The organism is Rhizobium leguminosarum (assembly GCF_019798305.1).
GTDB classification, from domain to species: domain Bacteria; phylum Pseudomonadota; class Alphaproteobacteria; order Rhizobiales; family Rhizobiaceae; genus Rhizobium; species Rhizobium leguminosarum_U.
In genome coordinates this window covers 570,818-583,408 of record NZ_JAAXDD010000001.1, presented here as the reverse complement: position 1 = coordinate 583,408, position 12,591 = coordinate 570,818, and the positions used below count along the sequence as shown (strand labels likewise).

At 60.3% G+C, this 12,591-nt stretch carries 12 protein-coding genes and 1 pseudogene; 5 read left to right on the top strand and 8 right to left on the bottom strand.

From position 1 onward, the window contains the following. Positions 1-86 precede the first annotated feature (86 nt). The 4 genes from HFO99_RS02685 to HFO99_RS02670 all read right to left on the bottom strand — a co-directional run bounded on the left by HFO99_RS02685 (position 87) and on the right by HFO99_RS02670 (position 3,393). The gene (locus HFO99_RS02685) at positions 87-980 is read right to left on the bottom strand and encodes an NmrA family NAD(P)-binding protein (protein ID WP_222359049.1); all 894 of its coding nucleotides are present in this window, start codon (positions 978-980) and stop codon (positions 87-89) included. Between the two features lie 66 nt (positions 981-1,046). Further along, positions 1,047-1,499 carry a MarR family winged helix-turn-helix transcriptional regulator gene (locus HFO99_RS02680; protein WP_315860464.1) on the bottom strand — a complete coding sequence of 151 codons (453 nt, stop codon included), beginning with the start codon at positions 1,497-1,499 and terminating at the stop codon, positions 1,047-1,049. A 145-nt stretch (positions 1,500-1,644) separates the two neighbouring features. Then, the gene (locus HFO99_RS02675; RefSeq protein WP_222359047.1) at positions 1,645-2,610 is read right to left on the bottom strand and encodes an alpha/beta fold hydrolase; all 966 of its coding nucleotides are present in this window, start codon (positions 2,608-2,610) and stop codon (positions 1,645-1,647) included. Between the two features lie 96 nt (positions 2,611-2,706). After that, complete coding sequence (locus HFO99_RS02670) at positions 2,707-3,393, bottom strand: glutathione S-transferase (RefSeq protein ID WP_222359045.1); 687 nt, start codon at positions 3,391-3,393, stop codon at positions 2,707-2,709. A 104-nt stretch (positions 3,394-3,497) separates the two neighbouring features. Between HFO99_RS02670 and HFO99_RS02665 the strand changes: the two genes are divergently transcribed. The 3 genes and pseudogenes from HFO99_RS02665 to fhuF all read left to right on the top strand — a co-directional run bounded on the left by HFO99_RS02665 (position 3,498) and on the right by fhuF (position 7,238). Beyond that, entirely contained in the window at positions 3,498-4,073 is a 576-nt protein-coding gene (locus tag HFO99_RS02665; protein ID WP_222300401.1) for a TetR/AcrR family transcriptional regulator, read from the top strand. A 512-nt stretch (positions 4,074-4,585) separates the two neighbouring features. Continuing rightward, positions 4,586-6,757, top strand: coding sequence for a TonB-dependent siderophore receptor (locus tag HFO99_RS02660; RefSeq protein ID WP_222359043.1), 2,172 nt, complete (start codon positions 4,586-4,588; stop codon positions 6,755-6,757). A gap of 43 nt (positions 6,758-6,800) precedes the next feature. After that, positions 6,801-7,238 (top strand): annotated as a pseudogene (gene fhuF / locus HFO99_RS02655) (siderophore-iron reductase FhuF). Between the two features lie 118 nt (positions 7,239-7,356). On the opposite strand, the gene HFO99_RS02650 reads toward fhuF, so the two are convergent. Further along, complete coding sequence (locus HFO99_RS02650; protein WP_222332096.1) at positions 7,357-7,848, bottom strand: GNAT family N-acetyltransferase; 492 nt, start codon at positions 7,846-7,848, stop codon at positions 7,357-7,359. Positions 7,849-8,010: 162 nt separating this feature from the next. Here HFO99_RS02650 and HFO99_RS02645 point away from each other — a divergent pair, with 162 nt between their 5' ends. Next, positions 8,011-8,670, top strand: a complete 660-nt coding sequence (locus tag HFO99_RS02645; RefSeq protein ID WP_222359041.1) for a sigma-70 family RNA polymerase sigma factor — start codon at positions 8,011-8,013, stop codon at positions 8,668-8,670. Here HFO99_RS02645 and HFO99_RS02640 read toward each other — a convergent pair. Genes HFO99_RS02640 through HFO99_RS02630 form a run of 3 tightly spaced genes read right to left on the bottom strand, consistent with a single transcriptional unit; the run spans position 8,561 to position 12,166 of the window. After that, complete coding sequence (locus HFO99_RS02640) at positions 8,561-9,748, bottom strand: PLP-dependent transferase (protein WP_222359039.1); 1,188 nt, start codon at positions 9,746-9,748, stop codon at positions 8,561-8,563. The genes HFO99_RS02645 and HFO99_RS02640 overlap by 110 nt on opposite strands. Before the next feature lie 10 nt (positions 9,749-9,758). Continuing rightward, positions 9,759-11,180, bottom strand: coding sequence for an MATE family efflux transporter (locus tag HFO99_RS02635; RefSeq protein WP_222359037.1), 1,422 nt, complete (start codon positions 11,178-11,180; stop codon positions 9,759-9,761). Continuing rightward, on the bottom strand, positions 11,177-12,166 hold the full coding sequence (locus tag HFO99_RS02630) for a GNAT family N-acetyltransferase (protein WP_222332100.1): 990 nt from the start codon (positions 12,164-12,166) through the stop codon (positions 11,177-11,179). Before HFO99_RS02630 ends, HFO99_RS02635 begins: the two co-directional genes overlap by 4 nt. Positions 12,167-12,371: 205 nt before the next feature. On the opposite strand from HFO99_RS02630, the gene HFO99_RS02625 reads away from it, so the two are divergent. After that, positions 12,372-12,590: an MbtH family protein gene (locus HFO99_RS02625; protein ID WP_017991742.1), complete on the top strand. Its 219-nt coding sequence runs from the start codon at positions 12,372-12,374 to the stop codon at positions 12,588-12,590. Position 12,591: the final 1 nt, after the last annotated feature.

Below are 12,591 nucleotides of genomic sequence, written 5' to 3'. Positions count from 1 at the left end.
GCATTCATCGCGCCGCCACCAGCGTGTTGGACCGAGCAGGCGCTTCCGAGCTGGTGCTGCCAATGTCCTGTCGGCTCCGGAGCGGCTTACGCCGCCGCATCCAGCGTATTGAAGGCTGCCCGGTGCGAGGTGACGAAGTCCTGAACGGTCATCGGCGGCACGCCCGTCACTTCCGCGATGATCTTGTCGGCGCCCGAGAAGATACCGTTCTGGTAGTCGACGGCGATCGCGCAGAAATGCTGGATCAGAAATTCCGGCAGGCCGAACTTTTCCAGGCGCTCACGATAGGCGGGGATGGTCAGCGGCTGGTAGCTGATCTTGCGACCGAGCGCCTCGCTGATGGCCGCGGCTATGCCCGGCTGGTCAAGTTCCGTCGGCCCATGGAGCGTGTAGGTCCTGCCAATATGGGCGGCCGGCTCCGCCAGCAGCGCTGCGATCAGGCGGGCCTGGTCTTCAGCCGCAATCGGGGCATGACGGCCAGCGCCGTAGGGCAGATCTATTGTGCTCTGCTCGACAATCGTCTTGCGCGCAAACGGATAGAGCAGCCATTGCGAGAAGAAGGTCGGTCGCAGGTGGATGGTGGGAACGTCCGACCAGTCGAAGATCCGCTCGGCGATCCAGTGATCACGCGCCGCATGGCTCTTGGAATCTTCGCGCGCCGAGATCTGCGACATGTTGATCACGGCCTTCAGCCCGGCGCGCTTGGCCGCATCGGCGAAGTATGCCGTCGTCTGGATGATACCCGGACGGACGGGATAGCAGAAATAGGCGGTGGTGGCGCCGGCCGCGGCGCGGATTACATCGTCATGCTCGAAGAGGTCGCCGACCACGACCTCCGCGCCTTGGCCGCGAAGCGCGTCAGCGCGCTCATCTTCCTTATGGACCATCGCACGGACAGCGTGGCCCTTCTCAAGCAAGCGCTGGACCGTGTAGCGGCCGGTTTCACCAGTCGCGCCAGTAACGAGGAACGTGTCGGTCATTTTCATCTCCTGTCTAGTTGGATCATAACATGTGTAATTACACACTTGTCGGTAAAAAAAGGGGAGCTAGCCGCCGAGGTTCAGCTCCAGAATTTGATCGCGCATGCGCACGGCGCGGTCCTGTCCAACCTCCCGCTCAAACGCGGCCTGGGCGTTTTCCCAAAGAGGAACGGCCTCCACCACTTTTGCAACGCCAGAGGGAGAGAGGGTGACGTCGAAGGAGCGGCCGCTGTCGGCCCTGCCGGCGACAACCCATCCGGCTGCCTGCAGTGGCTTCAGCGCGCGAACGAGCGTCGTGCGCTCCATGCTCAGCATTTCGGCCAGACTGGTGATCTTGAGACTTTGATAGGCTTGCAGCAGCGACAGAATCGAGAACTGCGAGACCGACAGTCCGGCAGGCGCCAGATGACTGTCGTAAAGTCGGCTCAGATGCCGCGCGTTCTGGCGGGCGGCAAGGGCGTAACAGAGATGGGGACCAGTGGGTGTCGGCATGGCGTACATGTAAATGTGCAATTGCACAGTGTCAAGTCCGAAGCTCGACGTTCGACCGACAAGATAGCAGACTCGCCACATCCCGGTTCCGAGGCTCACTGCTAGAAGCCGCATTCGATCGCACGCAAAGCCCGGGGGGCGGGCTACGGCCAGCCCCCGCCTTTGCACGCCGTCAGTCGCGAAGGAACGCCAGCAGGTCGGCGTTCAAGCGGTCCTTATCGACATGCAGCAGCCCATGGGAGCCGCCTTCGTAGACAATGAGCTTGGCATGTGGAACGAGCTCCGCGGTTACCTTCGCGGAGATTTCCAGCGGCACGATCTGGTCGTCGCTGCCGTGGACCACCAGCGCGGGAACGGTGATCTTCTTGAGGTCGTCGCGGAAATCGGTTTCCGAAAACGCCCGGAGCGCATGGTAGGCGGCAAGAAAACCTGTCGTCTGTCCCTGCTGCCAGTAGCTCTCCCGCAGGCCTTCCGAGACATGCGCCCCCGGACGATTGAAGCTGTAGTACGGCATGGTGACGTCGAGATTCCACTGTGACCGGTTTGCCTGCACGGCGGCGCGGAACGTATCAAACAGCTCCTTGGGAGCGCCGTCCGGATTGGTCGCAGTCTTCAGCAGAAAGGGTGTCACCGAGGAGACGAAGGCGACCTTGGCGACGCGGCTCTGGCCGTGACGCGCGACATAGCGTGCGACCTCGCCACCGCCCATCGAATGGCCGACGAAGGTTGCCTCGCGCAGATCGAGCGCCTCGACCAGTTGCGCCAGATCGTCGGCGAAGGTGTCGTAGTCGTAACCGCCGGACGGCTGGCTCGACCGGCCAAAGCCCCGACGGTCATGGGCGATGACGCGATAGCCGTTCTGCAGCAGGAAGAACATCTGGTCTTCCCAGGCGTCGGACGAGAGCGGATAGCCATGGCTGAACACCACGGCCGGACCGGTGCCCCAGTCCTTGAAGTAGAGGATGGTGCCGTCTTTTGTGACCAGGCGGTCGCCTATGGGCTTCCCGGTATGGACTGACGCGGGCGTTTTTGCTGCCGCCGAGTTCGCGCTGACACCGGCCGCCGCCAGTCCGACGCCGGCGACCCCTTTCAGCAGGTTGCGCCGGGAAGCGCTGTCGGGTGTTGAGATCGTAGACATGAAGAACTCCGTGAGAATTATGCCGCATGGGCGGCGCGATTGGCGACTGTGGTTGGGCGTCGGTGCGGTGTTTGCATCGCTTTTCGTGCGGGGGGATTAGAAGCCGAGCCTGCGTAGATCCTCGGCGACGAACATCTGGCCGCTGCGATTCTTGACGCTCGGCAGCTCGGAGACTTTTACGCGCCAGGACTTCAGCGCGGAATGATCTTCAGGGATGGCAATGCCGGCGGCGTCCGCGAACATCAGCCCGGCAAACACCGTGATGTCGACCATCGAGAATGCATCGCCGGCGACGAACGAACTGTCCTGCAGCACCGTGTCGAAATACCTCATGCCGGCTAGCGCCTTATCGCGCTGGCGGTTGCCCCAGTCCTGACGGCCGGCCCATTCGGGGCTCTTGAACACCTGCAACTCGGCGCCGAGGCCGGGCGTCGCGTGATGGAAGTAGTTGCCGACCGCATCGAGCAGCTCGGCCTCGGCCCGCTTCTGCATCATGTGGATGACGGCCTTTTCCTTCGGTGTCTTGCCGGTGAGCCGTGGATCGCCGTCGAGATTGTCGAGATATTCGGTGATAGCGGTCGCCTCACTGATGTAGGTGCTATCGTGGAGCTGGAGAACCGGCAGGACGCCAGACGGGTTCTTATCGAGGAAAGCCGGCTGCTTATGTTCGGCGCCGATGAGGTCGACGGAGACGAACTCGACCTGCGGTTCGAGGCTCTTCTCGGCGAGCACGACGCGGATGCGGGCCGGATTGGGAAAGCCGGGGCGATCGAAGATTTTCATGAGAGACTCCTATATCTGTCTATCGATAGATAGATTGCGATTCACGGATATCTCTTCCCTTTTCGGCCGTCAATAACTATCTATCGAGTGATAGGTATGGATCGATGATGGCAAAAACCAAAACGGATATGCGCGAGGCGGTCATGACCGCCGCAAAAGCGACGGTGCAGTCGCATGGCTACAATGCGCTGAGCTTTCGTGAACTCGCGAAAGAAGTCGGGATCAAAAGCGCCAGCGTGCACTATCATTTTCCGACCAAGGGCGATCTCGGCGCCGCGTTGGCGCGTCGCTATACGGAGGAGGGCGCAGCCTACCTAGCGGAGCTGCTGGCCACTTCCAACGATGCGAGTTGGTGTATGGACAGATATGCGGCGATCTTTCGCGCTGCCCTGGCCAACGATAATCGCATGTGCCTGTGCGGCATTATGAGCGCGGAACTCGACGACCTTCCTGCGGAGGTCAGAACCGAGGTCGATAGATTCGCACAGATGAACGTGGGATGGCTCACTCAGATCCTCTCACGCGCAAGGCCCTCGACGGGCGAGCAAGATCTGCAGGAGTGCGCGATGGCGATCTTTGCTGCTATCGAAGGCGCGCAGCTGGTGGCGCGCGGTTGCCGGGACATCGGCATCTATGACCGGACAATACGAGCCTATCGGACCACCGGTCTCATCCCGTAATTCGCGAGGCAGGGCTTTCCAACAACGACGTGGATAGTCTGCAGCTCGTCCGAGATAAGGCGCCTGCGGAACCTATGAGTTTCGAATGATCCAACGGATTTATTGTCGCCACCCGCGACGCTAATCCCTTCGAAGTCGTAGGACTTAACGTTATCAACCCTTGGTACGCACCAACATTGCTGCGACAAAGCGTCAGATGATTGCCGAGCGGTCCTGTGAAGCAGCTATCGATTGCACCTTCAGCAATGCGGAATCGTCAGCTTGATTCCCATCAAAACCGGCAGATTGACAGTCGTCTCGGACCGCACTTGGTCTCTCGCACGAGAGAACCGCTCCGTTGGCAATTTACCCGAACAGAACGTTATGGGCTCGATTGCTGGGTGCAACCTATTCGGGAGCGTCGAACGCAGCAATTTTATCGATTAAAAGGTGACTGAAATAATCATCTTATGTTGACAGGGCCAATTTCGCTCCATAGGTTCCGCCCGCATCCGTGACGTAGGGACCAAGCAATGGCGAGTGTTTTTTTGAATGTTTCTAATAATGTACCGCGAATTTATAGAGATAGCCTATTTGTCACGACAGCGATCGTCCTGATCGGCATTGCAGCATCGCCGGCTTCAGCCCAGAGCGCATCCGCAGATGCCGGTGCCACAACGCTGGAACCGATCGTCATCCAAGGCGCATCCTCCGATAGCAAGACTGACCGGACGTCCGTTGCCGCCAAGAACAGTTCGGCCGCGACCAAGATCAACACGCCGCTCGTCGAGACGCCGCGTTCGGTCTCGGTGACCACCGAGAAGGAAATCGAGCAGCGTGGCGCCCAGAGCATCATCGAGGCTGTGCGCTATTCGGCTGGCGTGACGACCGGACCGAACGGCTTCGATCCGCGCTTCGACCAGATCTTCATTCGCGGCTTCAACGTTACGACGGTCGGCGACTATCGTGACAGCTTGCGCCAGCCCTACATCAATTACGGCATGTTCCGCACCGATCCCTATCAACTGCAGCGCGTCGAGGTGATCAAGGGGCCGGTGTCCGTGCTCTACGGCTCGGGCTCGCCGGGCGGTCTCGTCAACAAGATATCGAAGCTTCCGACCGAAGAGCCGATCCGCGAGGTGGGTGTTTCATACAGCACCAAGGATCGAGCTCAGGCGATGTTCGATTTCGGCGGGCCGATCAGCGAAGACAACGACGATTTCCTCTATCGCATCGTCGGCCTTGCCCGGCGCGGCGACACCAATTTCGATATTGCCGACGATCGCTATTTCCTGGCGCCGTCGTTTACCTGGAAGCCTGACGTGGGCACGACCTTCACGCTGTACGGTCTGGTGCAGGCCGACGAGACCGACTCTAATGTCGGCGCGATCACGATCTCGGACGGGAGGATCCTCGACATTAGGGCGAGCGATCCCGACTATGACTACCAGAAGGTCAAGCAGCAGCAGGTCGGCTATCAGTTCGAGCATGAATTCGACAACGGCCTGACGTTCCGGCAGAATCTGCGTTATTCGCATCTCGATCTCAGGGCTCGCTACCTCGGCGTTTTGAGTTGGACGGACACTGTTGCGCATCGGTACCCGAATTCGATCCGCGACGAGATGAACGTCTTCCAGGTCGACAACCAGCTCGAGGCGAAGTTCGATACCGGCCCGCTTGCCCACACGATGCTGTTCGGGCTCGACTACACCAATCTGCAGTCGAGCTTTGGCTATGGCCTCGGAGCCGCCGATCCGGCATTCGACTTCGATATCGCCAACCCGACCTATGGAGTCTCGGGCGCTACGCCGGACTATAATTTCTTGGCTTCCGATGCCGATTTGCGGCAGGTCGGCATCTACGCCATGGACCAAATCGAGGTCGGAAACTGGCGTTTCAACCTCGGCGGCCGACAGACCTGGGTGGACCAGACGCGAGATGCGACCTTGCCCTCGGTCAGCTCGGAGGCGGTCGATAAGAATGCCTTCTCTGTACAGGCCGGCGCCCTTTACCTCTTCGACAACGGCATCGCGCCGTTCGTCTCCTACGCGACCTCCTTCGATCCAGTCACCAACCGATCGGCCACCAACACAATTCTTCCGCCGACGAAGGGCGAGCAATACGAGCTCGGCGTGAAGTACCAGCCTCCCGGCTCCGACATCCTGCTATCGGCCGTTGCCTATCACATCGTCGAGCAGAATAAGCCGAGGCTTGCCGATCCGCTAACCTTTGCCTACGACTCCCAGGGCGAGGTGACTGGAAAGGGTATCGAGCTTGAAGCCCGCGCGGCAATCGCCGACGGTCTCGATATCATTGCTGCCTACACCTACAACGACTCCGAAGTTACCGGGGGCGACAACGTCGGAAATACTCCGGCCATCACCCCGACCCACATTGCGAGCCTGTGGGCGAACTACACTTTCCAGGAAAGCAATCCCTTCAACGGTCTGTCGGTTGGCGCGGGCGCGCGCTACATCGGTGAGACCTGGACGGATGTGGCCAATACCTCGAAGAATCCTGCAACCTTCTATGTCGATGCGTCCGCCTCCTATGATTTCGGCGCGGTCGACAAGAAATACGAGGGCCTGACGGCAGCCTTCGCCATCCGCAACATCGCCGATGAGCGCGAAACAGTTTGCGAAGAGGGATTTTGCTATCTCGGCCAGGGCCGCAACATGACCGGCACCCTGAAATACCGGTGGTAAGGCACGGCAATGGAGACAAACGGGGGCGTTCCAGCGCCCGACCTTGATCGCTGACCATCCTGTCGCCCACCAGGCCGTCGACCTCGACAGTCTGGTGGGCGACGGCCCGTTCTCCTATTGCCGCTGCTAAGCTTCACCGGCTGATGCGCGACTACGCCGAGCCTGTCATCGCGGCGATCGCTGCCAATGCCGGCGTTGCTCCGAAGCTTCTCTGGAACAGTGTTGCGGCATATCTCTCCTGGACCCTCAAGGAAATCGCCCATCGTCACGAGAGCCCAGCCTCGTCGAAGGCGGCCTGGTGCTGCTTGAAGAGCCCGCATGGCCGTGCGGCCGGCACAATCGGATGTTCGGCATGATCCGCATTGCGCGCCAGCAGTGCGGCCTCGAGTTCGCTCGCCGAAAAATCTGCTGCCTGCGCTATAATCTCCCGGGCGTGGCTGGCTGCGGCGAAGCCTGTCCGCTGCCGGACGGGCGCCATTAGCTCCTATCGGCCCGCCAAGTCTTGAAGAGACTATGGATGGCAGTCGCCGATGACGAGAAGGACCGCTCCGATGGAGCGCGTTGGTCATGCCGACGCGCCAAGCGAAAGCCCCGTCGTCTCAAAGCGCGGTCTCAGCTGCCTCGGCGTCGGCGAGCGGCTTTACCATGAACAGGCATGGATGGTCTTCGTGCCAGAGCTTTGCAAAGACCTCCGCCCGCACAAAGCCGTTCCGGTCATAGAAGCGCCGAGTCGCCTCGAACTGCGGTTCGTCGAGGCCGCGCGGGGCGAGCGTCTTGACCGTCAGCAGCCGCGCACCCGATTCATGGCCGAAACGTTCGGCCGCATCGATGAGATGGCGTCCGGCGCCACGACCGTGATGTTCGGGTCGTGTCGCAATCAGCGCGATCTCGACGGCGCCGGGCGGGTGCGGCTTCAAGGCCATCAACGCGGTCACGATATCTGCTTCGATATAGCCGAACACCGGCAGGTCTTCGATCGCCTGGGCGCTCGCTTCGATGACCTCAGGTTCTGAAAACCAGTCCGGCAAAGCCCCCATGATCGATCGGCAGAGCTCTGCCTTGCCGGTCAGGATCTCAACTGTTTTTCCCATTTCTCTCGCTTTCATCAGGTCGATTTAAACTTGACTCTTGTTGTCATCTTAAAATAGACACTGCAATCAAATCGTGTACTTTCCCCGAAAAGGGAACGCCAAGACCGAACCAGCCAGCAACGACAGAGCCTGATTTTCCATTTGTAAAAAGGGTACAGGACAATGCACACATTGCATCGTGATGTGAACGGAAATGCCGTGGTCAACGCCATGATCGAAAACAAGGACAAGCTCCTTAAAACGATTGAAAGTGTTATCAAATCAAAGGCATCTTCCGAAGATATCTTTCAGGATGGAGTCATTAAGGCCTATGGGGTCAAAACCGACGACATTCGTTGCCCGATCGGCTACGCCTTCCGGATGGTCTACAATCTCGCACTCGATGAGAGCCGTCGGCGACGTCAGAAGATGAACAACCATAGGTCGATAGACCAGGTTCAGGAGATCACCGCCCCCATCCCCACCGTGCTCGACCAGCTTGTCGCTGCCGAGACCCTGCGCAATGTGCTTGCCTCGCTCGAGGCGCTGCCGAAGCGAACCAACGACGCCTTCATTCGCCATCGCCTTAACGGCGTGCCGCAGAAGGATATTGCAGCCGAGCTCGGCGTCTCAAGGACCCTCGTCAACTTCATGATCAAGGCGGCGGAGGAACATTGCCATCTGGCGATCGCCGAACCTGCCTTCCGCTCCGATCATGCACGCCGACAGGAGCCTACCGTTTCGCCGCGTGCAACGCCTGCTGCAAATCACTCCACAACCGTTCCGGCTCTTCCAGGCCAACGGCGAAACGAACCGTCTGCTCGCTCACGCCGAACCGGATGAAGGAGGTCACCCGGTCGGGGATCTGCAGCGCGACCTTGGCGGGGACCACCAGCGTTTCTGGTCCCCCCCAGCTGACACCGAGGCGGATGTCGCGAAGGTTATTCACAAAGCGTGCGACATCGATATCGGGATTGAGGTCGAAGGCAAACAGCCCGGCATAACCCATCAGCGTTGCCTGCCCCGGATGCTCCTGGAATGCCGGGTGACGAACGCGTGCGATCGCAGAATGCTCCTTCAGCCGCCCGGCCAGCAAAAGCCCGCTGCGCTCATGCTCCTTGAGACGGACACGCAGCGTGCGCATGCCGCGCAGCAGCAGCCAGGCCTCGAACGGTGATAGTTTGGCGCCGACATAGGGGTAGGATGTTGAATTGATCCTGGCGATGGCCTCCTTAGAGCCGACGACGACGCCGGCGACCGTATCGCTGTGACCGCCGAGATATTTCGAGGCGGCATGAATGACGATATCGACGCCATGCTGGATCGGTTTTTGAAAGAGCGGCGTTGCCCAGGAATTGTCGATGATTGTGGTAACGCCGGCCTCCTTTGCCATGGCCGACAGCGCCGCAATGTCCTGCAGCTCGAAGACGAAGGATGTGGGGTTTTCAAGGTAGAGCAGCTTGGCGCCCGACAGCGCCTTGCGGACCTCGTCGTGGTCGGCGGAATCGACGAAATCCACCGCGACACCGAGCCTGCCGAGCAGCTTCACCAGAAGGCGGTAGACATCGTTGTAGAGATGGCGGACCGCAACGACGCGGTCGCCCGCCTGCACCAGACTGAGAATTGTCGATGTAATGGCAGCCGTTCCGCTGGAGAAGGCACGCCCATCCTCTGCGCCCTCGAGGCGGGCGACCAGCAGTTCGAATTCGCGGACCGTCGGATTGTCGCCGCGCGAATAGATATAGTTGCGCGTGCGTCCGGCAAAGACATCCTCCATCGCCTCGTAACTGTCGTAGGTGAAGAGCGACGTTTGGAAGATCGGCGGAGACACGGCGTTGAATGCCGCCGGATCGACAGGCGTAAAGAGATCGTCAGCGACCGCATGGGCGCCAAGGTCGTGCGGGTTGATCGACTGGTTCATGGTCATCCTCTCATGGACAAAAGCTGGAATATGGACGGATGGAGGTCAGATGGTCGGCGGAACGCTGTCGCAGCGCGCGAAGTGCCCACATCAGGCAGACGGCTGACAGCAAGCCGGTCAGGGCCGAGGCCAGGAACATGGCTGCCAGCAAGCCTGAAAAGCCGAAGAACGGCGGGAGAAGAGCAAGCAGCGGAAAGAGAAGATAGCCATTCTGCGCCAGACCGATGGCAACCGCCGCTTTCGGTCTGCCCTGGGCCTGGAAGAGGATCAGCACCGTTTGCCGTAGGCCGAACAGCAGAAGGGGAAGATGGGTCGCGATGATCGCTTGCCCTGCGATCCCGATCACCATCGCATCGTCGGTGAAGAACGAGGCAAGTTCTTCGGAGAAAACGAGCGCGGCCAATCCATAGGCGCCACTCACGGCAGTTGTGACCACTGTGAGGATGCGGGCTGCCGACAGCATCCGGGCCGTATCGCCCCGACCCCAGGCAAAGCTCAGGATCGACTGGGCTCCGAGTGAGATGCCGATGACGGGGAGTGTTCCGATTGCCAGCAGCCGCAAGGCAATTCCGACGCCGGCGATGCCGGCTTCTCCGTGATAGGTGCCGGCGAGCGATACCATTGCCGCAATCGCGCCTGCGGTTGCGAGACTGGTCAGCGTCGTCGGTGCGCCCACAGCAAGGACAGGCCTGAGAAAGCCGATATCTCCCCACCGCCAGCCAAACGTCAGCCGGACCGTCCCAAGTCGCCTGGCGTGGTAGGCAGCATAGATGCAAAGCGCGATGAGCTGGGACAGGATGGTTGCGATTGCAACGCCCTGCAGGCCGAGGCCGAAGCCGAAGATCATGATCGGGTCGAGGATCATGTTCAGCGCAAAGCAGGCGACCAGCGTCCACATGCTGAAGCGGGCATTGCCCTCTGCGATCGCCAGGAAATCGAGAATGATCTGCGCTATCGTCAGCGGCACCGAGACCGCAATGATCATCAGATAATGCTGCGCGAGTGGCTGAAGGGCAGGCGTGGCGCCGAACAGCAAAAAATCTGGAAATGCGATGATTGCGATGGCACTTGCCGCGCCGAAAACGACGCCGGCAGCAAGACTGATCGAGGCAATGGCGCCGGCCCGGGATCGGTTGCCGGCTCCGAGCGTGCGTCCGACCTCCGTTGCAACACCGACGCCGATCCCCTCGCCGAAGGCGGCTATGAGCATGAGGATCGGCAGGACGATCATGATCGCCGCGATCTGGTCTTCACCGATCATCCCGACGAAGATCATGTTGATCGTATGATGGGCGGCGTTGATCGACAGCCCGAACATGGCCGGCAGCCCGAGCCGAAGCAGCAGCCTGAGAAGCTCAGGACTGGCAAGGTCCTCCGGGCCGAGGCGCTGCCGTTTCCGGAAGCTGCCGCTGACGTCGCTCATATCGTTCATGACGCAGGCACCCAAAGACGATCGCCGAAGAAACGTTCGCGGCCGAGCATTACCAGGAGCGCCCGCTTGTGCGGAAAATCGAAATGCTTGACCTTGGCAAAACCCGAACGATCAAGGTTGCGGATCTGCTGCTCGTGACTGGCGCGCGGCTCGCCGACGATGCGCTGCGTGCGGGGATCGTCGAGGAAGATGAAATGCATCAGCGAAGGAAGCCATGCGCTGATCCATTTCTTGCCGCGATAGCCGGGCTCGCCGATCGCCACATGCCATCCACGATCATAGTCGTCGGCGTCGTAAAAGGGGCCGAGCCGGTTCTCTTTCGCCCAATAGACTTCGAAATAGCCGAAGGGAATGTCCGCGAAACTGCCGATCAGCGGCAGGACATGCGGATCTGCGATCCTTTCTTCCAGGATCTCGCGATGTTTGTCGATCGAACCCGCATCCTCCCAGATCGTGTTGACCTGTTCGTCGTTCATCCAGCGATGAAATGCTGCAAGATCGGTCTCGGGATCGGCCACCGTGAAGGCGATTTCCCGTTCCAGCCAGGGGATGAAACGCCTGTAGACCGTACCCTTCGGCTTTGCCGGCCGGCGCGGATGATAGCGGCCCGCTGTCATCTCCTGCACGGGCGGCAGCGGATAGGACAGCTGCGGCAGCCAGAGCGAGGGCCATTGCCACAGGATCGCCGAATCGAGCCTTCCGCCTGCATCCGCAATGTGTCTGGGAAGGCTTGTCTGATGCCCTTCGAAGACGACTGAGGTGATCGAGCGATCTTCTGCCGTCACGGCTTCCGCGGCCGCCATGAGAAGCTCTGCCGATTGCACCGGATCGCCATGGTAGAAGGTGACCGACGCGATGCCGGCATCGACCTCGAATGCGGCTTCGTGGTGGCCGTAAGCGGTCTTGAGGTGGATGAGATTGGGGGCGAGGCTGACGTAGCTGCGCGACTGAAGAGCGCGCCTTTGTTTGACGGCGTCGAAATCCATGATGTTCTCCTTGGCCGGTCGAGGTCCGGTCGCGCTTTTGGCGCTGCGAGCATGAAGCGTGCTCCCGCGCCGATTTAGTAGAATGACGATCCATCTCCCGCTGGGTTTAGGGGTAAGCAAAGAAAAAAATTCTCATCAATTTTCTAAACTGCAGACTGCCGGATCCGTCACTTGCGCATGACCATCATCACCGCAGGAGCTGCGAATGGACAATCTTGAACCTCACGACGATCTCTGGATCGCCGTCATCGACACCGAGCGTCGCTACTCGGTCTGGCCGCAGGATAAGCGGATTCCCCTGGGCTGGGAGCCGGCGGGCTTTGCCGGTTCGCGCCAGCAATGCCTAGCGCATATCGCTGACGTCTGGGCGGATCCGCGCCCCCTCTCCTTGCGCTCGGCAATCGCCGGCGATGCGCGTCTCTGAA

Excerpts from the sequence above, each read along its gene's own strand:
- HFO99_RS02660 (WP_222359043.1), top strand. The coding sequence starts at position 4,586 with ATGGCGAGTGTTTTTTTGAATGTTTCTAATAATGTACCGCGAATTTAT.
- HFO99_RS02645 (WP_222359041.1), top strand. The coding sequence starts at position 8,011 with ATGCACACATTGCATCGTGATGTGAACGGAAATGCCGTGGTCAACGCC.
- HFO99_RS02650 (WP_222332096.1), bottom strand. The coding sequence starts at position 7,848 with ATGGGAAAAACAGTTGAGATCCTGACCGGCAAGGCAGAGCTCTGCCGA.
- HFO99_RS02670 (WP_222359045.1), bottom strand. The coding sequence starts at position 3,393 with ATGAAAATCTTCGATCGCCCCGGCTTTCCCAATCCGGCCCGCATCCGC.
- HFO99_RS02665 (WP_222300401.1), top strand. The coding sequence starts at position 3,498 with ATGATGGCAAAAACCAAAACGGATATGCGCGAGGCGGTCATGACCGCC.
- HFO99_RS02675 (WP_222359047.1), bottom strand. The coding sequence starts at position 2,610 with ATGTCTACGATCTCAACACCCGACAGCGCTTCCCGGCGCAACCTGCTG.
- HFO99_RS02630 (WP_222332100.1), bottom strand. The coding sequence starts at position 12,166 with ATGGATTTCGACGCCGTCAAACAAAGGCGCGCTCTTCAGTCGCGCAGC.
- HFO99_RS02685 (WP_222359049.1), bottom strand. The coding sequence starts at position 980 with ATGACCGACACGTTCCTCGTTACTGGCGCGACTGGTGAAACCGGCCGC.
- HFO99_RS02640 (WP_222359039.1), bottom strand. The coding sequence starts at position 9,748 with ATGAACCAGTCGATCAACCCGCACGACCTTGGCGCCCATGCGGTCGCT.
- HFO99_RS02635 (WP_222359037.1), bottom strand. The coding sequence starts at position 11,180 with ATGAACGATATGAGCGACGTCAGCGGCAGCTTCCGGAAACGGCAGCGC.
- HFO99_RS02625 (WP_017991742.1), top strand. The coding sequence starts at position 12,372 with ATGGACAATCTTGAACCTCACGACGATCTCTGGATCGCCGTCATCGAC.